Raw genomic sequence first — 20,311 nt, forward strand, 5'->3', positions numbered from 1 at the left:
AACCAGAATTTTAACCTTTCCGCAACGACTCGTAAGCCGCGAGCGCACGTTCGCGGCCCTTGGACAGGGTGATCAGCGGATCGGGATAGGGTTTTGCCGGGTCCAGACCCCAACTGCGCGGCACGGCATCGAAGTACGACAGAGCAGTCTTGCCGGGCTTTGCACTGAGTTCGGCGATGTACGTTTTGCGATACGTCGCTGATTTATCGAATTTTTCGGCCTGAGTGGCGGGGTTGAAAACGCGAAAATACGGTGCGGCATCGGGGCCGGAACCCGCCACCCATTGCCACCCCATCGCGTTTGACGCAGGGTCCCAGTCGGTCAGACTCTCGGCGAACCAGTCCAGACCGATTTTCCAGTCCGTCATCAGATGTTTGGTCAGATAACTGGCGACAATCATGCGTACGCGGTTGTGCATCGTGCCTGTGACGAACATCTCGCGCAGTCCGGCATCCACGAAGGGCTCGCCGGTCAGGCCGCGGCGCCATCGCTCGGCGCTCGCCGTGTCGCCCTGCCACGCGAACCCGTTCCATTCGTCGCGCCAATTGCTGTCCAGCAAATGCGGCGTGTGGAACATCAGGTGATGGGCAAAGTCGCGCCATGCCAGTTCCTTGCGAAAATGCGTTGCACCCTCGCCGGAAAATCCCTTGGCGGCGTGCCAGATCCGGCGCGGGCCGATCTCGCCATAGGTCAGGTTCTCCGACAGGCCCGAGACCGCCTTCAACGCTGGAAAGTCGCGGTCGCTCCGGTAGCTTTGCACGGTTTCAGCCAGAAAATGGTCCAGCCGATCCCGTGCTGCCGCCTCACCGGCGACGGCATGAGAGGCCAGTACCGGCGCGCCCCGGTTCATGGCCGCACCCAGCCGCCAGCCTGCCAGGTCTTCGCTGCCCGGCCAGTCGGACGGCGCGACAAGGCGTTCGGGCGCTGGCACCGCTTCTGCCACACCCTGTGCATCAAGCGATTTCCAGAACGGGGTATAGACCCTGTAGGGTCCACCGGTCTGCGTGGCCACATCCCAGGGTTCTGCCAAGGTGTGCCCGTGAAAGCTGCGCGCCTCAAGCCCTTGGGATTTCAGGTGATCCTTGATGTCGGTGTCGCGCTCGCGCGCGAACGGATCGTAAAGCCGCGTCCACCAGACGCCGCCCGCACCGCTCTGGCTGATCAGCTCCAGCAGCACCGGCAGTGCCGACCCGCGCCGCAGGATCAGGCGCGAGCCCTGCCCGGCCAGACGCTTGCCGAAACTCTCGACCGCCTCGCCCATCCGCCAGCGCGCCGCGGCACCGATCCCGGTCACCGACCGGTCGGCGATGAACACGGGGATCAGCGGTCGGCCCGTCGCGGCAGCGGCGGCGAGCATCGGGTTGTCATCAAGCCGCAGGTCGCGGCGGAACCAAAGGATCAGGGGCTTCATAGCACCCGATCTAGCGCGCCGATCAATTGGTCAACCTCGGCTGCGGTGGTGTAATGCACAAAGCTCATGCGCAGCACACCCCGGTCCAGATCGACCCCCTGCGCGTGCAGCGCGCGGTCGGCGTAAAACGTGCCGCCGCCCACCATCACGTCCTGCTCGGCCAAGGCCCGTGCCAACTCGTGCCCAGTCTCGCCCGCCTGGACTGAGACCGTCGGCGCGCGCCGCACCGCCGATTTCGGCCCCAGCAAGCGCAGTTCATTTCGGGTGCCAAGGTAATCGAGCAACGGCTGCAGGATTGTCGCCTCATGCGCGCGCATCAGGTCATGCACCATCGCCGCGCGGGCCTTGGGGATCAGATCACCGGCCCCGTGGTGTTCGGCCAGCGCATCGACGTAATCGGCCATGCCAGCGCAAGCGGCGATCTGCGCGTGGTCCGGCCCGGCGGGGGTGAAGCGTTTGTAGAGCACCTCGCCGTTGAAATAATGCCCCTGATTGGGCAGCGCCATGCCCAGCGGGCGGCGGATCACCATGATGCCCTGATGCGGACCATAGGTTTTATAGGCAGAGAACAGATAGATATCGGCCCCCAGCGCCCCGACATCGGCAAAGCCATGCGGCGCGTAGCTGACCCCATCAACGCAGGTTGCGGCGCCCTCTGCCTGCGCCATCGCGCAGATCTCGGCCACCGGGTTGATCTCACCAACCACGTTCGAACAATGCGGGAAGCAGAGCAGCTTTGCCCCTTTGAGCAGCTCAGGCAGCCGGTCCAGCGGCAAATGCCCGGTCGCCGGATCGATCTGCCACTCGCGCACCTCGATCCCCGCGTCAGCCAGCCGCCGCCACGGGCCGGTGTTGGCCTCGTGGTCCTGATTGGTCACGATGATCGCATCGCCGGGCGCCAGATGCTGCCGAAATGCCTGCGCCAGAACATAGGTATTCGCGCTGGTCGAGGGGCCAAAGCTGACCTCGTCCGTGGCCACGCCCAGCATCAGCGCCAGACGCCCGCGCGCTTCGTCCATTTCCTCACCGCCAAGGCGGCTGGCCTCGAACGGATAGTACGGCTGCACCTTGCGTTGATGGTAAAACCGCGTCAGCCGGTCGATCACCGGTTTGCAGGTATAACTGCCGCCCGCATTCTCGAAAAACGCCTGCCCCGCCAGCGATGGCTCGGCAAAAGCCGGGAACTGCGCCCGCACGAAATCCATATCCAGCTGCATAACGAATCCTTTCCGTTTGAGACAGCCTAACTGTGTCGCAAACCGCCCACCAGAGAGCGTTGCACTCGCCTTGCGATTGACAGTGGCAAGCGCCTCTGGCATCCTATTGCCAGACAATAAAAAAGCACCAAAAGCAGTGGGTTGATGGTATGAGCAGCGTTCCGGCCCGTGATGGGCGTGCCCCAGACCGCGCGAGCGCCATCGCGACGCTTTTGCAAGACAACATCGTGTCGGGCCATTACGCCCCCGGCGACCGCCTGCCATCCGAGGCGGATCTGTGTGCCCATTTCAAGGTCTCGCGGCCCACGCTGCGTGAAGCCTTGGGTCGCTTGACCGCGCGCGGGCTGATCACGTCGCGCCGGGGTGCCGGTGGCGGGGCTTTCGTCACCCGCCCCAGCCCCGAGATCGCGGGCGAGCAGATCGCCGCGCTGATCGCGCTGTCCACCCGGGCCGAGGATAACGCGCATCGTCCCCTGCTGACCGAAGCGCGCATCCAGCTGCAACTGGGCTGTGCCGAACTGGCAACGCTGCGCAAGGCCGATATCACCGATCTGCGCGCCGAGATTGACCAGCAGTCGGATTTCGCCATTTCGGATGCCGATTTCATCGCCTCGGTGCGACGGATGAATCTGGCGCTGGCGCTGGCCTCGGGCAATCCGGCACTGGCGATGCTGACCCAAGGGCTGATCGACGCAGAATTCGCGATTACCGCCGACACCGGCTATCCCACCCGCATCCGCGCGCGGTTCCTGTCCTACCATGTGCGCGTTGCCAACGGCATCGCCGGGGGCCGGACCGATGATACCCGCGCGGCCTTGATGGAACTGTGGACCTTTGAGTCCGAGCGCAGCAACGGTACACCCGATGACGCGCAACCTGTCGAACGCCCCCCGGATGCGCGATCTGCGCCTGCCGCCGGTTCAGCGTCTGACCCCGCTGAGCGAGTAACCCCGATACAGCCGGATCACATGACCCGACCCTTGCGCCACCGCATCTCTGCCGCCATCGATCCCGAGATGCGCGAAGGCCCGGGCCTGTCGCTCTTCAACCGTCTCGTTGTCGCCGGCATTCTGCTGCTGATCGTTGCGGCTGTGGTTGAAACCGAGGTCCATGTCATCCGGCGCTACGATTGGGCGATGGGCACGCTCAAGGCTGTGCTCTTTGTCTTCTTTGCCGTCGAGTTTCTGCTACGGGTGTGGGTGGCCACGCTGAATCCGAAGGTGCGCAGCGTCTGGTCGTATCTTGTCTCGGTTTCGGCCCTTGTGGATCTGGCGGTGCTGGTGACCTTTCTTCTGCCGTCTTTCGGATTTGAGGCACTGGTGTTTCGCTTGTTGCAGATCACCCGCATCCTGCGGCTGACGCGGCTGGGGCGCTATAGCCGGGCGCTGAACCTGCTCTTCGATGCTTTTCGCTCGCGCGCGACCGAACTGATGCTTAGCGCCATGCTCGCCCTCGCGCTGATGCTCGCCGCCGCGACGCTGCTTTACGTGGTCGAAGCCGACGCGCAGCCCGAAGCCTTCGGCTCGATCCCGCGCGCGATGTGGTGGGCAGTCGAGACGCTGACAACGGTGGGCTACGGCGATGTTGTGCCGATCACGCCGCTGGGCAGGTGTCTGGCCGCGCTGACGGCGTTGTGTGGCATTGGCATCATCGCCTTGCCGACCGGCGTGCTGGCGGGTGCCTTTTCCGAAGCGATCCGCCGCGCGCGCGATGAGCGTCAGCCGACCAGGAACCGCGACTGACCCGCCCCGACAAAGCCCCCTTGAGATGCCCGGCGCCCGGCCCTATATAGAAGGTGTTCCCGGCAACGGGATCTATGGACATAAACGCGCTCGTAATAATCGGATCGGACCCGGGGGCGGTACCCGGCGGCTCCACCAAACACCCGTATTGGCGGGTCATGGGGCCGAAACAGGATCGACGAACGTCTAAAGGGGTTTGCTTTGTCTCGGTGAGCTACCACCGTTACCGGTGCAAAACGTACAGTTGCCAATGACAACCGTGCTCCGGCAATGGCTCTGGCTGCGTAAGCAGTTCGAGTCGCCGAACTTAAGCCCTTGCGCCTAGCAGCGTAAGGCGGGGTCCGCAGGCACCTGGCAACAGAAGCCTGCACTTCCTCCCCCTCATGCAAGGCCACCGGGACACGTATGGCGTGAATCCGTTTGACTGGCGTCGTGCCGCTGCTAACGTCAGCCTCACTGACCCCTTTTCTCACATTTTCCCATGAGGTTCCCATGGTCTTGCGCGCCCGGCTCGCGGCCTCGTTGTGTGGTCTTTTCGTTGCGCTGTCTTCGCCGGCTGTGGCCGAGGACGCACTGCCCAAACTCGGCCCGAATGCGGTGCCGCTCAGCACAGACAGCGCCTATCTGCGCGAGGCTCCGGCGCCCGATTACTGGGCCTTGTCGCCGTTTGCGCGCGCGCAGTTCACCAGCTCGGCCTGCTCGATCGCTGCCGTGACCGCTGCCGTGAACGGGCTGGCCGGTCTGCCTGCGCTGGCCACCGACACCATCCTGTCGCAGCCGGATTTGCTGGAAGCGACGGGCGTTCCGCTTTGGGCCGAGCTGTCCGCCGAAGGCGGCGATGGGGTGACCTTTGACCAGCTTGCCGACTTTACCGCCGCCGCCTTTACCGCGCGCGAGATGCCTTACAGCGTCACCACGATGCACCCGTCAACCGACGATGCCGCCACCCTCGATGCGCTGCGCGCGGCACTGGCTGCGAATGAGGCCAGCGCCGATGATGCCGTGCTGGTCTATTTCAACCAGGGCGTTGTCACCGGCGACTGGGACGGCCCGCATGTCTCGCCCATCGGAGCCTATGATGCGGCGCGCGACCGGGTGTTGATTCTGGAGGTCGATCAGGACTGGTACACGCCCTACTGGACGCCCGTTCCGGTGCTGTTGCAGGCGATGTTGCGCCCTGCTCCGGCGGATCAGGGCGTGCTTGAAGGACAGACCGGCGGCTTGGTGATCATCCAGCCGCAGGGATAATCACGGCTTCGTGATGTCGGGTGCCAGTGTGCTGTGCCACGCTGGCGTGATGAAAGGGATCCTGTGCTTGACCCTGGCAGCCCTGCTCGCGCATCCGGCGCGGGGCTGCGACATCGCGCTGGTTCTGGCGATGGATGTCTCGGGCTCGGTGGATGCCTATGAATTCCAGCTACAGGCGCAGGGCGTCGCCAATGCCCTGCGCGACCCCGATGTTGCCGACGCGCTGTTGCGCGGGCGTGTGGCTTTGGCAGTGGTGCAATGGTCAGGCGCGCTGGAGCAAAGCGTCTCGGTGCCCTGGACCCGCCTGTCCGAACCGGCCGAGGTCAGCCGACTGGCAGGCCGGATCAGCGGGATGACCCGTGCCCATGCAGGCGGCAACACGGCGGTGGGCGATGCGATGCAGGTCTCGGTCGATCTGTTCGCGCAGGTGCCCGATTGTGCGCATTGGGTCATCGACATGTCCGGCGACGGCGATGAGAACGAGGGGTTCACCGTCGGGCGCGAGCGCAGCGCTGCGTTTGCGCGGGGAATCACCATCAACGGGCTGGCGATCGAGGGCGCGGCAACCGGCCAAAGCATCACCAATTTCTACCGCCGCCACGTCGTCACACCCGGCGGATCTCGTCATAACGGCCCAGCAACACGATGATTTTGAACGCGCCATGCGCGACAAACTGCTGCGCGAGCTGATCCCTCCCGTGGCCTTTGAGGACAGCGTTCACCCAGAGCCTGAGCAGACGCAGCTCGCCGGGCTGCCGGGTTTTCTGCACATGCAAACGCGCTGAAGGCTTTTCATCGCCGACGAAAACCCTATGCTGCGCGTAAGGAACCGAAGGGTAGCGAGGGCTGGCATGGACCGCGGAATCGACTATGGCAATCTGATGCATCAGGCCATGCGCAGCCTGATCCGCGAGGTGCTGACCCGAGTCGGTGCCGACGGGTTGCCCGGCGAGCACCATTTCTTCATCACCCTGACCACCCAGCATCCGGGCGTGACAATGGCCGACTGGCTGCGCGCGCGCTATCCCGATGAGATCACCATCGTGGTGCAGCACTGGTTTGAAAACCTTGAGGTTGACGAAAACGGCTTTGCCATCACGCTCAACTTTGGCAACCAGCCCGAGCCGCTGTATATCCCGTTCGATGCCATCTCGACCTTTGTCGATCCGTCGGTCGAATTCGGTCTCAAGTTCGAGACGCATTCTGATGATGATGACGAGGATGACGACGACGACGAAGAAGCGCCGATGATCCATACCGACACAGACCCCGAGCCGCGCAAGGCCGGTGAGGTTGTCAGCCTGGACCAGTTCCGCAAGTAAGGCGCCGTGCGGCTGCACAAACATCCCGCGCGGGCTTGAGTCCGCGGCCGTCTCTGCCCATCTTGGCCGGGACTGGAGGACGATATGAGCAAATCCCTGGCGCGCGTCGCCAAAGCCATCGACGACATTGGGCTTGTCGCCGAAATCCTGAACCCAGGCGCCAGCCGCACGGCTGAGGACGCTGCCAAGGCCTGTGGCTGTGAACTGGATCAGATTGCCAAGTCCTTGATCTTTCAAGGCGAAAGCGGCGTGATCTATCTGTTCCTCACCGCTGGCGGCAATCGGTTGGACGGCGACAAGGCCGCCGTGGTCGCCGGTGAAACCCTGCACCGCGCCGATGCCGGCACCGTGCGCAAAGTTACCGGCTTCGCCATTGGCGGTGTTTCGCCGCTGGGTCATCTGACCGCGCCGGTAATCTTTGCCGACCCCCGCCTCAAGGATTTCCAGACCGTCTATGCCGCTGCCGGAACGCCCGACCATGTGTTCGCCGTCGCTCCGGGCGCGCTGTTCATGGCCTGCGGCGCACAAGAAGCGGATTTCACCGCATGAGACTGCCCGATCCGGTCGAGAACCCTGACTTCTACGATCACCTCGTCGCCAAGCGCCTGTTGGCATGGGTCATTGACCTCATTGTCACCTTGGGGCTGATGCTGGTGGTGCTGATCGGCACAGCGTTTCTGGCGATCTTCATCTTTCCGCTGGTCTGGAGCGCGATTGCCATCGCCTATCGCACCGTGATGCTGACGCGCTACGGCGCGACGCTGGGGATGATGGTTGCCTCGGTCCAGTTGCGCCAGCTCAATGGTCGCGCCCCAAGCCGTGAAATCGCCCTGACGCATTCGATCCTGTACGCGCTGTCGATGGTCTTCGTGCTGCCGCAGATCGGCTCGGTCGCGATGATGATGCTCACGCCCTACCGGCAGGGGTTGAATGACTGGATCTTGGGAACCACGATCATCAACAAATATATGGAAGACTGATGCCCGCCAAAGCTTTGCAGAACCCTTGCACAAGCTCTTGGCGGATGGCGTTAGCCTTGTTACCTTACCGTCGTGCGGCAACTGACAGTGCCGCCATTTTGTTGATTTGCATGCCAGCCAGAAGGACGGGCGCCCATCATGCGCCATACGCTGCCCATAGCGCCGCAGTTCTACGTAACGGCGCCGCAGCCCTGCCCTTATCTGGCCGGGCAAAGCGAGCGAAAGCTGTTCACGGCTCTGACCGGGGATTCCGCGCGCGCGCTCAATGATACCTTGTCCAAACAGGGCTTCCGGCGCTCGCAGAATGTGCTCTATCGGCCGGCGTGCTCGGAATGCGCCGCCTGCCTGTCGGCGCGCATTCGCGTTGCCGATTTCGAGCCCTCGCGCAGCCAGCGCCGAAACCTCAAGCGCAACGGCCACCTGAACCGCGAGGCGACGAGCCCCTGGGCAACCGACGAACAGTTCAGCCTGTTCCGGCGCTATCTGGACAGCCGCCACGCCGATGGTGGCATGGCGGACATGGACATCTTCGAATTCGCCGCGATGATCGAGGAAACGCCGGTCCGCTCACGCGTGATCGAGTATACCGAGAAGCCGGAAAAGCCCGCGCCCGGCACCAAAGGTTCGGGTCGCACGCTGGCCGCTGTCTGCCTGACCGATGTTCTCGAAGACGGGTTGAGCCTGGTCTATTCCTTTTATGACCCTGACCGGATCAAGGATGGTTTGGGCACGTATATGATCCTCGACCATGTCGCGCTGGCCCGCCAGGTGGGCCTTCCTTACGTCTATCTGGGCTATTGGGTGCCGGGCAGCGTCAAGATGGCTTACAAGGCCAGCTTTGGTGCGCTTGAGGTTTACCGCGATGGCGAATGGCGCGAACTGGGCGATCCGGCGGAATATGGCCGCCAGCCGCACCCGCTGTCCGTGCGCCCGATCACCGAGCAGGTGGCCGCGATCACCTTGCCCCCGACCGAGTCGAAAAACGGGCGCGGGTGACTGGACTCGTCGGAGTGCCCTCCCTGAAATCCGCTCTGATTTCCGAAAATTGCGATAGATCGACTGTTGCGGCAATATTCGCAAAGAAAATCGCCGTTTTGCGACCGGAATCTCTGCCGTTCCCTGTTGACGCTGCTCTGCGGCGCACGTAATGTCCGCTCGGAAGCGAAAGGATCAGCGATGAACGCGGTACTTATCAGTTCTGGGGTTGGTAACGGATCGGTCTGAGACCGGCACCGAACAACCCCCATGGCCCCCCTGACCGGGGGTTTTTTGTTGCCCAATTGGCTGGCCTGGGGCAAAGGCTGGCGCGAGATAGAGGTGGAGAAGATCATGTCCCAGCAGATGACCGGTGCGAAAATGGTCGTTCAGGCGCTTAAGGACCAGGGTGTCGAGGTTGTCTTCGGCTATCCCGGCGGCGCCGTGCTGCCGATTTATGATGAGCTGTTCCAGCAAAACGAGATCCGCCATATCCTCGTGCGGCACGAACAGGGCGCGACGCATATGGCCGAAGGCTATGCGCGCTCGACCGGCAAACCCGGCGTTGTTCTGGTGACCTCGGGCCCCGGCGCGACCAATGCCGTCACCGGCATGACCGACGCGCTGATGGATTCCATCCCGCTGGTCGTGCTGTCGGGTCAGGTGCCGACCTTCCTGATCGGCAATGATGCGTTCCAGGAGGCCGATACCGTCGGCATCACCCGCCCCTGCACCAAGCACAACTGGCTGGTCAAGGATCCCGACAAGCTGGCCGAGACCATCCATCAGGCCTTCCATGTCGCCACCACGGGCCGCCCCGGCCCAGTTCTGGTCGATATCCCCAAGGACGTCCAGTTCGCCGACGGCACCTATACCCCGCCGCAAAAGGCCCGCACGTCGCATTACGCGCCCAAGGTGAAGGGCGATATCGAGGCGATCACCCAGCTGGTCGAAATGCTGGAAGTGGCCGAGCGCCCGGTGTTCTACACCGGCGGCGGCGTGATCAACTCGGGCCCGGCTGCCGGTCAGTTGCTGACCGAACTGGCCGAGGCCACGGGGATTCCCGTCACCTCGACCCTGATGGGTCTGGGGGCCTATCCCGCCAAGGGCAAGATGTGGATCGGCATGCTGGGCATGCACGGTCTTTATGAAGCCAACATGGCAATGCATGATTGTGACCTGATGGTGAACATCGGTGCGCGCTTTGACGACCGGATCACTGGCCGCGTCAACGCCTTCAGCCCCGGCTCGCGCAAGGTGCATATCGACATCGACCCGTCATCAGTGAACAAGGTGATCCGCGTCGATCTGCCGATCATCGGCGATGTCGGCCATGTGCTGGAAGACCTGCTCAAGATCTGGAAATCGCGCGGTCGCAAGACCAACTCCCCGGCGCTGGCCGCGTGGTGGAAACAGATCGAGGAATGGCGCGCGGTTAAGTGTCTGTCCTACCGTCAGGAAGGCCCGATCATCAAACCGCAATACGCGCTGCAACGGCTCGAAGCGCTGACCCGCGACTATGATCGCTACATCACCACCGAGGTGGGCCAACACCAGATGTGGGCCGCGCAATACCTGAACTTCGACGGCCCGAACCGCTGGATGACGTCGGGCGGTCTGGGGACGATGGGCTACGGGTTGCCCGCCTCGATCGGTGTGCAGATCGCGCATCCCGACGCGCTGGTGATCAACGTCGCCGGTGAGGCGTCTTGGCTGATGAACATGCAGGAAATGGGCACGGCGGTTCAGTTCCGCGCGCCGGTCAAGCAGTTCATCCTGAACAACGAGCGTCTGGGGATGGTTCGCCAATGGCAGCAACTGCTGCACGGCGAGCGGTATTCGCAGTCTTGGTCCGAAAGCCTGCCTGACTTCGTCAAGCTGGCCGAGGCCTTTGGCTGCAAGGGTATCCGCGTCGATCACCCTGACGATCTGGACGAGGCAATCAAGGAAATGCTGGCCTACAATGGGCCGGTGATCATGGATTGCATGGTTGAAAAGCACGAGAACTGCCTGCCGATGATCCCCTCGGGCAATGCGCATAACGAGATGCTGCTGCCCGACGGCGATGTCGGCAATGCCATCCAGGGTGCCGGCGGCGCGCTGGTCTGAGGCTGGGCCACGGGGTCGGCGCGGGACACCGCGCTGACCTGCTCGACGTCAAACATCTATCAGGCGCGGCCGATCTGCCCGCCGCACAGAGTGAAGGGTTCCCCATGTCCCCGCTACACATCTCGCAAGGCTCGTCCAAGCATTCCGCCTATGAACTCCGCGATCCCTATGCCGAAGTGATCGAATCCCACACGCTGGCCGTCATCGTCGATAACGAGCCGGGCGTTCTGGCGCGGGTGATCGGGCTGTTTTCCGGGCGCGGTTACAACATCGAAAGTCTCACGGTCGCGGAAACCGACCACAAGGGCCACCGCTCGCGCATCACCATTGTCACGACCGGCACGCCGCAGGTCATCGACCAGATCAAGGCGCAGCTGGGCCGGATTGTCCCGGTGCACGAGGTCCACGACCTGACGGTCGAGGGCTCGGCGGTCGAGCGGGAACTGGCGCTGCTGAAAGTGTCGGGCAAGGGCGATGCGCGGATCGAAGCATTGCGTCTGGCCGAGATTTTCCGCGCCAATGTCGTTGATTCCACACTGGAAAGCTTCGTGTTCGAGATGACCGGCGCGCCGTCCAAGATCGACGCTTTCGCCGAATTGATGCGCCCGCTGGGCCTGAGCGAAATCGCCCGCACCGGCGTGGCGGCGCTGGCGCGCGGGGCCTGAATGGCCCCGACGCTGGCCTCGACTCTGGCCCCATTGACGCGGATCGCAGGCCATGACGTGCTTTTCGTCATGGCCGCCCGCGCCGAATATGGGCCGGCGCTGCAGGCGCGGATCACGCCCCTGATCACCGGCGTCGGGCCGGTTGAGGCGGCGGCTGTCACCGCCGCAGCGCTCACCCGGCTGGCCATCGCCGGTAGCCTGCCCGATCTGGTGGTGTCGCTCGGCTCGGCCGGGTCAGCCCGGCTCGATCATTGCGGGCTGTATCAAGCCAGCCACGTCGCCTGGCGCGACATTGACGCCTCGCCGTTGGGGTTTGCGAAGGGCACAGTGCCCTTCCTTGATCTGCCCGAAACCATCGCCCTGCCCCATACCCTGCCCGGCATTCCCGTCGCGACACTGTCGACCGGCGGCAATATCGTCAGCGGCGCGGCCTATGACCGCATCGCGCAGGATATGGTGGATATGGAGACCTACGCCGTGCTGCGCGCCTGCATGCTGGCGGATGTGCCGCTGGTTGCGCTGCGCGGAATTTCGGACGGCAAGGCGGATCTGACCGGGTTGCACGACTGGACTGGCTACCTGCACATCATCGACGAAAAACTGGCAAGCGCGCTGGACCCGTTGGCCAGCGCGCTTGAGAGGGGTTTGCTGCGTCAGATGTGAATCGCGCGGCCGTAGGCTTCCAGCACGCTTTCGTGCATCATTTCGCTCAGCGTTGGATGCGGGAAGACCGTGTTCATCAGGTCTTCCTCGGTCGTTTCCAGCGTCCGGCCAATCACATAGCCCTGAATCAACTCGGTCACTTCCGCCCCGATCATATGTGCGCCCAACAGCTCGCCGGTCTTGGCGTCGAAAACGGTTTTCACAAAGCCCTCGGCCTCGCCCAAGGCAACCGCCTTGCCGTTGCCGATGAACGGGAAGCGCCCGACCTTCAGCTCATAACCCGCTTCTTTCGCCTTGGCTTCGGTCAGTCCGACCGAGGCGACTTGCGGATGGCAATAGGTGCAGCCGGCAATCGAGTTCGGCTTGATCGCATGCGGATGCCCGCCCGCGATCAGCTCGGCAACCATCACGCCCTCATGGCTGGCCTTGTGCGCAAGCCAGGGTGCCCCGGCGATATCGCCGATGGCAAAGATCCCCTCAACCCCGGTGCGGCAGTATTCGTCGGTCACCACATGGGTGCGGTCGATCTTGATGCCCAGCTCTTCCAGCCCCAGCCCTTCGACATTGCCCACGATGCCGACGGCCGAAATCACCGTGTCGAAATCTTCGGTCGTGGTCTTGCCACCGGCTTCCAGATGCGCGGTGACCTTCCCCTTGGCGCGGTCGAGTTTCTTGACCGTGGTCTTCTCGCGGATCACCATGCCTTGCTTGGTGAATTGCTTCTTGGCGAAGGCCGATACCTCGGCATCCTCGACCGGCAGCACGCGGTCCATGACCTCAACCACCGTGGTCTTGGCCCCCAGTGTGTTGAAGAAGCTGGCAAATTCAATGCCGATCGCGCCCGAGCCGATGACCAGCAGGTTCTTGGGCATCCGTTTGGGGACCAGCGCATCGCGGTAGGTCCAGACCAGATCGCCGTCGCCCTCAAGCCCGGGCAATTCGCGGGCCCGCGCGCCGGTGGCCAGAATGATGTTCTTGGCGCTCAGTTCTTGCGTCCCGGCCTGCGTCTTGACCGAGACCTTGCCCTTGGCCGGGATGCTGGCCGTGCCCATGACGACCTCAACCTTGTTCTTCTTGAGCAGGTGCTTGACCCCGCCCTCCATCTGCTTGGCAACCCCGCGCGAGCGTTTCACCACCGCGTCCAGATCATAGCCGATCTTGTCGGCGCTCAGGCCATAGTCTTTGGCCCGCTCCATCAGATGAAAGACCTCGGCCGAGCGCAGCAGCGCCTTGGTCGGAATGCAGCCCCAGTTCAGGCAAATCCCGCCAAGATTCTCACGCTCGACAATGGCGACTTTCTTGCCCAGCTGCGCGGCGCGGATTGCGGCCACATAGCCACCGGGACCGGCGCCGATAACGACGACGTCAAAGCTCTGATCTGCCATGGAGACCTCCCACTGAAAATATAGTTGAGCACTAAACTACTTTTGGCCGAAACGCAATCACCCAGCCCTTGAATCCCGGTTCAGAGGCTCATCCGCCCAGCGAGCGCACGATCTCACCATAGCCACCGTTCTCAAGGAAGGCGATTTCATCTGGCGAGCTTTCCCGGCTCAGTGCTTCATTGCGGAAAGGAAAGCGGCGGAACTTGCGGATGATGTCGCGGTGCGCGCAGGCATGAAGCACGTTGCTGGCGCCGGTTTCAGGCAGTCGCGAAATCATCAGCGCGACCGCGCGGTCCTGATCGAACGAGCTTTCGGAATGCATCAGCGGCAGGTAGAAAAACTGCCGAACCGGCTCGTCGATGCGCAGGTCAGCCTTGTTCTGCCAGGCGTAATGAGCGACCCGGCGCGCGCGCTTGTCGGTGGCAAAGGCCTTGGCCTTGCCGCGGAACATGTTGCGCGGGAACTGGTCGGTCAGCAGCAGATAGGCAAGGATACCCTCAGGACACGACATCCATTCGATCAGCGCCCCGGCGTCAGCCTTGTCCCAGTCCCCCTCGAACTGATCGCGGATTTCGGCATCCAGCGCCTCGCCGCCGGCATACCAACCTTCGGGGCCAAGATCGTTCCAGTATTGCAAAATGGCGTCGGCGCGGGGGCTGGTTGTCATAGCGGTCTCCTTTCGCTCAAGCCTGCGACGGGTGCTGCGGGTGGGTCAACCCCCACCCGCCCTGCTCAGCTGGATTCCGCGTCGTTTTCATGCCGTTCAAGCGCTGCCTCAACCGTGACCGCCGACGCGGTCGGCGACAAGGCCGTGTAGGTACTGCTCGCATCCGGCGTGACCCGGCGCTGCGTCATCCGCCAGGCGGCATAGCTTGCCAGCACGGCAAAAATGATCGCCATGAACAGGAAGAATCCCGACGGCCCGATCGCGCCCATCATCCAGCCGGTAATGATCGGCCCGGAGATCGCCCCCAACCCGTTGATGAACATCAACCCGGCCGATGCCGAGGCCATGTCGGATTTATCCAGATAGTCGTTCACGTATGCCAGCAGCAGCGAATAGAGCGGGTTGGAAATCCCGCCCATCAGCACGCCGACGACCAGCAAGAACAGGTACGGCACGTCGATCACCACCGGCACCGTCAGCACAACAGCCCCGGCGGCAGACAGCCCCAGGATCAGCTTGCGGCGGTCCATGCGGTCGCTCAACCAGCCGATGGGGAATTGCAGCACCAGCCCGCCGACATAGATCGAGGCAACAAAAACCGACAGGTCGCGGATGTTCAGCTCGGCCTGCGTGCCCCAGACCGCCGCCATGCCGAACTGCGCCGAAAACACCCCGCCCAGCAGGAACATGCCCACGCAGCCCAGCGGCGAGGCGCGGTAAAGCTGCTTGAAGTTCAGCGGCTTGGTCGACTCGAACGCCGGCGCGGGCGAAATCGCCAGCAGGATCGGCGTGAACGCCAGTGACACCAGCACCGAGGGAATGACGAACAGGATATAGCCCGACGGGTCGGCGAAGTTCAGCAAGACCTGCGCGGCAATGATGCCGATCATCTGCACGATCAGGTAGAGCGACAGCGCCTGCCCGCGTGTCTCGTTGGTCGAGGCGTTGTTCAGCCAGCTTTCAGCGGTGATATAGACGCCCGAAAAGGAAAAGCCGATCACCACACGCATCAGCGTCCAGGCCATCCAGTCCGGAACGGCGGCGTACAGGATCAGCACGGCCGAGATCATCGACCCCAGCGCCGCAAACACCCGCACATGCCCGACGCGCCGAATCATCTCAGGCGCAAGGCGCGAGCCGAACAGAAAGCCAAGGAAATAAGCCGACATCACGATCGACATCTGCGTCGTGGTGAAATGCTCTATGGCGCCCCGGATACCCAGCAGCGTGCCCTGCATGCCGTTGCCGAGCATGAGCAGCATGAGACCCAGCAGCAGCGCCCAGGTTGAGGAAAATACTTTAATCATCGGGTCATTCCGCTTAGGTCGGCCATTTGGGCGTGACCTAACACGTACCCGGCTTGGGCAGGTTGCGAAAGCGGCATGTTCGTGTCGGAATAAGCCGTTTGCCGCTCATTCGATAAAACCTGTCGGCAAGGGGCTGCCCCTGCGCTTGGCTCAGGCCATCGTCACGCCTGCCGCCGCCCGGCCTGTCACACAGCGTCACGACCAGGGTCTTGCGGCATTGCAGCATGAATTCTGTGCCGCAGCGGCGGTTTACGTTTTGTTCTTACTTTCGCATTGGAGACTCGAGACAAACGCACTATGTTCTGCGCCAAAGGGCCTTTCGCGCCGGGTGAGAGATATGGCTGAGCAGAAGTTCATCGAGATCAGAGGCGCGCGAGAGCACAACCTCAAGGGCATTGACGTCGATATTCCACGCGACCAGCTGGTTGTGTTGACCGGGCTTTCGGGCTCGGGCAAATCATCGCTGGCGTTCGACACGATCTATGCCGAGGGGCAGCGACGCTACGTCGAAAGTCTGAGCGCCTATGCTCGGCAATTCCTTGATATGATGCAAAAACCCGATGTGGATCATATCGCGGGGCTCAGCCCGGCGATCTCCATCGAGCAAAAGACCACCTCCAAGAACCCGCGCTCGACCGTCGGCACGGCGACCGAAATCCACGACTATCTGCGCCTGCTTTTCGCCCGCGCCGGCACGCCCTACTCCCCTGCAACCGGCCTGCCGATTGAAGCGCAGCAGGTGCAGGATATGGTCGACCGCGTGCTCGCGCTTGAGGAAGGCACGCGTGCTTTCCTGCTCGCCCCCATCGTCCGCGACCGCAAGGGCGAGTACAAGAAAGAGATGCTGGAACTGCGCAAGCAGGGTTTCCAGCGCGTCAAGGTTGACGGCGTGTTCCACGATCTGGATACGCCGCCCGATCTGGACAAGAAATTTCGCCATGACATCGACGTGGTCGTTGACCGCATCGTCGTGCGTCCGGGGACTGAAACGCGCCTTGCCGACAGTTTCCGCACCGCACTGGATCTGGCGGATGGAATTGCGCTGCTGGAAATGGCCTCGGCCCCTGAGGGCGAAGCACCGGAACGGATTACGTTTTCCGAGAAATTCGCCTGCCCGGTCAGCGGCTTCACCATCCCCGAGATTGAACCGCGCCTGTTCTCCTTCAACGCGCCCAACGGTGCCTGCCCGGCCTGCGACGGTCTGGGGGTTGAGCTGTTCTTCGATGAACGCCTCGTCGTCCCCGATGCCATGCTGCGGCTGGAAGACGGGGCCATCGCGCCCTGGCGCAAAGGCAAGACGCCTTATTTCCTGCAAACGATCGAGGCGCTGGCCAAGCACTATAAGTTCAGCGCCAAGAAACCGTGGCGCGACTTGCCGGATACGGTCAAGAACGTCTTGCTGCACGGTTCGGACGGCGAAGAAATCCCCTTCCGTTATGACGATTCCGGCCGCGTCTATTCGGTGACCCGCGCCTTTGAAGGCGTCATCCCGAACATGATGCGCCGTTACAAGGAAACCGACAGCAACTTCATCCGCGAAGAATTCGAGCGCTATCAGAACAACCGTCCCTGCTCGACCTGCGGCGGCGCGCGGCTCAAGCCCGAGGCGCTGGCGGTCAAGATCGGCGGCGACCACATCTCGCATGTGTCGGAACTGTCGATCCGCGATGCCCTTACGTGGATCACGGCGGCACCGGACCATCTGAGTGTGCAGAAAGGCCAGATCGCCGTCGCGATCCTGAAAGAAATCCGCGAACGGCTTGGTTTTCTGGTCAATGTCGGCCTCGACTACCTGACCCTCAGCCGCGCAGCGGGCACGCTTTCGGGCGGCGAAAGCCAGCGGATCAGGCTCGCCTCGCAGATCGGTTCCGGCCTGACCGGCGTGCTCTATGTGCTGGACGAGCCGTCCATCGGCCTGCACCAGCGCGACAATGACCGCCTGCTGGTGACCCTGCGCAACCTGCGCGACCAAGGCAACAGTGTGCTGGTTGTCGAGCATGACGAGGACGCCATCCGCAGCGCCGATTACGTGCTCGACATCGGACCGGGTGCTGGCGTCCACGGCGGGCGCATCGTGTCTCAAGGCACGCCCGACCAGATCGCCGCCGACCCCGGCAGCCTGACCGGCCAATACCTGTCCGGCGCGCGCCGGATCGAGGTTCCCGGCCAGCGGCGTGCGGGCAATGGCAAGACGATCACCATCGTCAAGGCCACCGGCAACAACCTGCAAGACGTCACCGTGGATTTCCCGCTGGGCAAATTCGTCTGCGTGACCGGCGTGTCGGGCGGCGGCAAATCCACGCTGACCATCGAGACGCTGTTCAAGACCGCCTCGATGCGCCTGAATGGCGCGCGCCAGACCCCGGCGCCTTGCGAAACCGTGCAGGGGCTGCAGCACCTCGACAAGGTTATCGACATCGACCAGCGCGCCATCGGCCGAACCCCGCGTTCGAACCCGGCCACCTATACCGGCGCCTTTGGTCCGATCCGCGACTGGTTCGCCGGCCTGCCCGAATCCAAAGCGCGCGGCTATAAGCCGGGTCGCTTCAGCTTCAACGTCAAGGGCGGGCGTTGCGAGGCCTGTCAGGGCGACGGCGTGCTGAAAATCGAGATGAACTTCCTGCCCGACGCCTATGTCACCTGCGAAACCTGCAAGGGCAAACGCTATAACCGCGAAACGCTCGAAGTATTGTTCAAGGGTAAATCAATTTCCGACGTGCTCGACATGACGGTCGAGGAAGCGCAGGGATTCTTCACCGCCGTCCCCTCGATCCGCGAAAAGATGGACGCGCTGATGCATGTCGGGCTCGGCTATATCAAGGTCGGCCAACAGGCGACCACGCTGTCTGGCGGCGAGGCGCAGCGCGTCAAACTCTCCAAGGAACTCGCCCGCCGCTCGACCGGCCGCACGCTCTACATCCTTGATGAGCCAACCACCGGCCTGCATTTCGAGGATGTGCGCAAACTGCTCGACGTGCTGCACGAACTGGTCGATCAGGGCAACACGGTGATCGTCATCGAGCATAACCTCGACGTGGTCAAAACCGCCGACTGGGTGATCGACATCGGGCCCGAGGGTGGCGATGGCGGCGGCAAGGTCGTGGCCGAAGGCACGCCCGAGGACATCGCCAAGGTCGCCGGCTCCCACACCGGCCACTATCTTGCGCCCCTCCTCAAGCGCCGCCGCTCCGCGGCCGAATAGTCCCCTCACCTTGCCTCAAATACGCAACAAAATGGCGCGCCCAGCAGGACGCGCCGTTTTTCATCTTGCCCGAAATACGTACGGGGGGATTTTCAAGGGGGAGCGTGCTCCCCCTTGAAGCAGGGGGCCCGGGGGCGGCAGCCCCCGTTCTAACAGTAATCTTGGGGCGCCTGTCCACCCGTCAGAAAAACGCCTGCAACCCGGTCTGCGCCCGACCTAGGATCAGCGCGTGCACGTCATGCGTGCCTTCATAGGTGTTCACCGTCTCCAGGTTCACCATGTGGCGAATGACCTGAAATTCCTCGGAAATCCCGTTGCCGCCATGCATATCCCGCGACACCCGCGCGATATCCAGCGCTTTGCCACAGTTGTTGCGCTTGATCAGGCTGATCATCTCGGGCGCCGCCTGCGCCTCGTCCATCAGCCGCCCGACCTGCAACGCCGCCTGCAGACCCAGCGTGATCTCAGTCTGCATATCGGCCAGCTTCTTCTGGTACAGTTGCGTCCCGGCCAGCGGCTTGTCGAACTGCTTGCGGTCCAGCCCGTATTGCCGCGCCGCGTGCCAGCAGAATTCAGCCGACCCCATCACGCCCCAGGCAATGCCATAGCGCGCGCGGTTCAGGCAGCCGAAGGGCCCTTTCAGCCCCTCGACATAAGGCAGCAGCGCGTCCTCGCCGACCTCGACGCCGTCCATGACGATCTCACCCGTCGCCGAGGCGCGCAGCGAAAGCTTGCCCTCGATCTTCGGCGCGCTCAGCCCGGGCATGCCCTTATCCAGAACAAAGCCGCGAATGCGCCCGCCATGAGCCTCGGACTTCGCCCAGATGACAAAGACATCGGCGAACGGCGCGTTCGAGATCCACATTTTCGAGCCGGTCAGCCTGTAGCCGGTCTCGGTCTTCGCGGCCCGTGTTTTCATCCCGGCGGGGTCCGAACCGGCATCGGGTTCGGTCAGGCCAAAGCAGCCGATCAGATCGCCCGAGGCCAGCCCCGGCAGATATTTCATCCGCTGCGCTTCCGACCCGTAGGCATAGATTGGATACATCACCAGCGAACTTTGCACCGACATCATGCTGCGATAACCGGAATCGACCCGCTCGATCTCCCGCGCGACCAGCCCATAGGTCACATAGCCCGCGCCCAGCCCACCGTATTCCTCAGGGATCGTCGTGCCCAACAGGCCCGCATCGCCCATCAGCTTGAACACGCCCGGGTCCGACAGTTCTTCGCGGTAGGCCTTGATCACGCGCGGCTGCAGCACCGACTGCGCAAATTCGCGCGCGGCGTCGCGCAGCATGCGCTCGTCTTCGCTCAGCTGGCTGTCCAGACGCAGCGCGTCATCCCATTGGAAACGGCCCAGATCGGGGGCGTCCTTGGCTTTCAGTGTCGGGCGGTCGGTCATGGGCTTCTCCTGTCGT

18 protein-coding genes and 1 other RNA gene are annotated in these 20,311 nt (G+C 63.1%); 13 read left to right on the plus strand and 6 right to left on the minus strand.

Annotated elements, in window-relative coordinates; all coding sequences use genetic code 11:
• Positions 1-10 precede the first annotated feature (10 nt).
• On the minus strand, positions 11-1,411 hold the full coding sequence (locus OKW52_RS13760) for a cryptochrome/photolyase family protein (protein WP_264506223.1): 1,401 nt from the start codon (positions 1,409-1,411) through the stop codon (positions 11-13).
• Entirely contained in the window at positions 1,408-2,628 is a 1,221-nt protein-coding gene (locus OKW52_RS13765) for an aminotransferase class V-fold PLP-dependent enzyme (protein ID WP_264506224.1), read from the minus strand. The genes OKW52_RS13760 and OKW52_RS13765 overlap by 4 nt, the downstream gene beginning before the upstream one ends.
• A gap of 149 nt (positions 2,629-2,777) precedes the next feature.
• Between OKW52_RS13765 and OKW52_RS13770 the strand changes: the two genes are divergently transcribed.
• The 12 genes from OKW52_RS13770 (at position 2,778) to OKW52_RS13825 (ending at position 12,332) form a co-directional block, all read left to right on the plus strand.
• Positions 2,778-4,370, plus strand: a complete 1,593-nt coding sequence (locus OKW52_RS13770; protein ID WP_264506225.1) for an ion transporter — start codon at positions 2,778-2,780, stop codon at positions 4,368-4,370.
• Positions 4,371-4,386: 16 nt separating this feature from the next.
• Positions 4,387-4,742, plus strand: a transfer-messenger RNA (tmRNA) gene (gene ssrA, locus OKW52_RS13775).
• A 120-nt stretch (positions 4,743-4,862) separates the two neighbouring features.
• Positions 4,863-5,618 carry a phytochelatin synthase family protein gene (locus tag OKW52_RS13780; RefSeq protein WP_264506226.1) on the plus strand — a complete coding sequence of 252 codons (756 nt, stop codon included), beginning with the start codon at positions 4,863-4,865 and terminating at the stop codon, positions 5,616-5,618.
• 67 nt (positions 5,619-5,685) lie between these two features.
• The gene (locus OKW52_RS13785) at positions 5,686-6,267 is read left to right on the plus strand and encodes a DUF1194 domain-containing protein (RefSeq protein ID WP_264506227.1); all 582 of its coding nucleotides are present in this window, start codon (positions 5,686-5,688) and stop codon (positions 6,265-6,267) included.
• A gap of 13 nt (positions 6,268-6,280) precedes the next feature.
• The gene (locus OKW52_RS13790; RefSeq protein WP_264506228.1) at positions 6,281-6,403 is read left to right on the plus strand and encodes a hypothetical protein; all 123 of its coding nucleotides are present in this window, start codon (positions 6,281-6,283) and stop codon (positions 6,401-6,403) included.
• A 66-nt stretch (positions 6,404-6,469) separates the two neighbouring features.
• Positions 6,470-6,940 carry an SspB family protein gene (locus OKW52_RS13795; RefSeq protein ID WP_264506229.1) on the plus strand — a complete coding sequence of 157 codons (471 nt, stop codon included), beginning with the start codon at positions 6,470-6,472 and terminating at the stop codon, positions 6,938-6,940.
• Between the two features lie 84 nt (positions 6,941-7,024).
• Positions 7,025-7,489: a YbaK/EbsC family protein gene (locus tag OKW52_RS13800; RefSeq protein WP_264506230.1), complete on the plus strand. Its 465-nt coding sequence runs from the start codon at positions 7,025-7,027 to the stop codon at positions 7,487-7,489.
• Positions 7,486-7,920, plus strand: coding sequence for an RDD family protein (locus OKW52_RS13805; RefSeq protein ID WP_264506231.1), 435 nt, complete (start codon positions 7,486-7,488; stop codon positions 7,918-7,920). Before OKW52_RS13800 ends, OKW52_RS13805 begins: the two co-directional genes overlap by 4 nt.
• A gap of 138 nt (positions 7,921-8,058) precedes the next feature.
• Positions 8,059-8,916, plus strand: coding sequence for an arginyltransferase (locus tag OKW52_RS13810; protein WP_264506232.1), 858 nt, complete (start codon positions 8,059-8,061; stop codon positions 8,914-8,916).
• Positions 8,917-9,249: 333 nt separating this feature from the next.
• Positions 9,250-11,004, plus strand: coding sequence for an acetolactate synthase 3 large subunit (locus tag OKW52_RS13815; RefSeq protein ID WP_264506233.1), 1,755 nt, complete (start codon positions 9,250-9,252; stop codon positions 11,002-11,004).
• A 104-nt stretch (positions 11,005-11,108) separates the two neighbouring features.
• A complete protein-coding gene (gene ilvN / locus OKW52_RS13820; RefSeq protein ID WP_127109747.1) occupies positions 11,109-11,669 on the plus strand; it encodes an acetolactate synthase small subunit in 561 nt (186 codons plus the stop codon).
• Positions 11,670-12,332, plus strand: a complete 663-nt coding sequence (locus OKW52_RS13825; RefSeq protein WP_264506234.1) for a 5'-methylthioadenosine/S-adenosylhomocysteine nucleosidase — start codon at positions 11,670-11,672, stop codon at positions 12,330-12,332.
• On the opposite strand, the gene lpdA is transcribed toward OKW52_RS13825, so the two are convergent.
• From lpdA to OKW52_RS13840, 3 genes are all read right to left on the minus strand, one after another.
• On the minus strand, positions 12,323-13,717 hold the full coding sequence (lpdA, locus tag OKW52_RS13830) for a dihydrolipoyl dehydrogenase (protein WP_264506235.1): 1,395 nt from the start codon (positions 13,715-13,717) through the stop codon (positions 12,323-12,325). The two genes, OKW52_RS13825 and lpdA, sit on opposite strands and share 10 nt — an antisense overlap.
• Before the next feature lie 88 nt (positions 13,718-13,805).
• Positions 13,806-14,384: a DUF924 family protein gene (locus OKW52_RS13835; protein ID WP_264506236.1), complete on the minus strand. Its 579-nt coding sequence runs from the start codon at positions 14,382-14,384 to the stop codon at positions 13,806-13,808.
• A gap of 65 nt (positions 14,385-14,449) precedes the next feature.
• Complete coding sequence (locus tag OKW52_RS13840) at positions 14,450-15,691, minus strand: MFS transporter (RefSeq protein WP_264506237.1); 1,242 nt, start codon at positions 15,689-15,691, stop codon at positions 14,450-14,452.
• 337 nt (positions 15,692-16,028) lie between these two features.
• Here OKW52_RS13840 and uvrA point away from each other — a divergent pair, with 337 nt between their 5' ends.
• Positions 16,029-18,893 carry an excinuclease ABC subunit UvrA gene (gene uvrA, locus OKW52_RS13845; RefSeq protein ID WP_264506238.1) on the plus strand — a complete coding sequence of 955 codons (2,865 nt, stop codon included), beginning with the start codon at positions 16,029-16,031 and terminating at the stop codon, positions 18,891-18,893.
• Between the two features lie 181 nt (positions 18,894-19,074).
• Here uvrA and OKW52_RS13850 read toward each other — a convergent pair whose 3' ends face one another.
• On the minus strand, positions 19,075-20,295 hold the full coding sequence (locus OKW52_RS13850; protein ID WP_264506239.1) for an acyl-CoA dehydrogenase: 1,221 nt from the start codon (positions 20,293-20,295) through the stop codon (positions 19,075-19,077).
• Positions 20,296-20,311: the final 16 nt, after the last annotated feature.

The organism is Pararhodobacter zhoushanensis (assembly GCF_025949695.1).
Lineage (GTDB): Bacteria > Pseudomonadota > Alphaproteobacteria > Rhodobacterales > Rhodobacteraceae > Pararhodobacter > Pararhodobacter zhoushanensis_A.

What these genes read in the sequence shown, in the direction of transcription:
- OKW52_RS13765 (WP_264506224.1), bottom strand. Translation starts at nt 2,628, where the DNA reads ATGCAGCTGGATATGGATTTCGTGCGGGCGCAGTTCCCGGCTTTTGCC.
- OKW52_RS13835 (WP_264506236.1), bottom strand. Translation starts at nt 14,384, where the DNA reads ATGACAACCAGCCCCCGCGCCGACGCCATTTTGCAATACTGGAACGAT.
- OKW52_RS13810 (WP_264506232.1), top strand. Translation starts at nt 8,059, where the DNA reads ATGCGCCATACGCTGCCCATAGCGCCGCAGTTCTACGTAACGGCGCCG.
- lpdA (WP_264506235.1), bottom strand. Translation starts at nt 13,717, where the DNA reads ATGGCAGATCAGAGCTTTGACGTCGTCGTTATCGGCGCCGGTCCCGGT.
- OKW52_RS13840 (WP_264506237.1), bottom strand. Translation starts at nt 15,691, where the DNA reads ATGATTAAAGTATTTTCCTCAACCTGGGCGCTGCTGCTGGGTCTCATG.
- OKW52_RS13805 (WP_264506231.1), top strand. Translation starts at nt 7,486, where the DNA reads ATGAGACTGCCCGATCCGGTCGAGAACCCTGACTTCTACGATCACCTC.
- OKW52_RS13790 (WP_264506228.1), top strand. Translation starts at nt 6,281, where the DNA reads ATGCGCGACAAACTGCTGCGCGAGCTGATCCCTCCCGTGGCCTTTGAG.
- OKW52_RS13760 (WP_264506223.1), bottom strand. Translation starts at nt 1,411, where the DNA reads ATGAAGCCCCTGATCCTTTGGTTCCGCCGCGACCTGCGGCTTGATGAC.
- OKW52_RS13795 (WP_264506229.1), top strand. Translation starts at nt 6,470, where the DNA reads ATGGACCGCGGAATCGACTATGGCAATCTGATGCATCAGGCCATGCGC.
- ilvN (WP_127109747.1), top strand. Translation starts at nt 11,109, where the DNA reads ATGTCCCCGCTACACATCTCGCAAGGCTCGTCCAAGCATTCCGCCTAT.
- OKW52_RS13825 (WP_264506234.1), top strand. Translation starts at nt 11,670, where the DNA reads ATGGCCCCGACGCTGGCCTCGACTCTGGCCCCATTGACGCGGATCGCA.
- OKW52_RS13800 (WP_264506230.1), top strand. Translation starts at nt 7,025, where the DNA reads ATGAGCAAATCCCTGGCGCGCGTCGCCAAAGCCATCGACGACATTGGG.
- uvrA (WP_264506238.1), top strand. Translation starts at nt 16,029, where the DNA reads ATGGCTGAGCAGAAGTTCATCGAGATCAGAGGCGCGCGAGAGCACAAC.
- OKW52_RS13850 (WP_264506239.1), bottom strand. Translation starts at nt 20,295, where the DNA reads ATGACCGACCGCCCGACACTGAAAGCCAAGGACGCCCCCGATCTGGGC.
- OKW52_RS13815 (WP_264506233.1), top strand. Translation starts at nt 9,250, where the DNA reads ATGTCCCAGCAGATGACCGGTGCGAAAATGGTCGTTCAGGCGCTTAAG.
- OKW52_RS13770 (WP_264506225.1), top strand. Translation starts at nt 2,778, where the DNA reads ATGAGCAGCGTTCCGGCCCGTGATGGGCGTGCCCCAGACCGCGCGAGC.
- OKW52_RS13780 (WP_264506226.1), top strand. Translation starts at nt 4,863, where the DNA reads ATGGTCTTGCGCGCCCGGCTCGCGGCCTCGTTGTGTGGTCTTTTCGTT.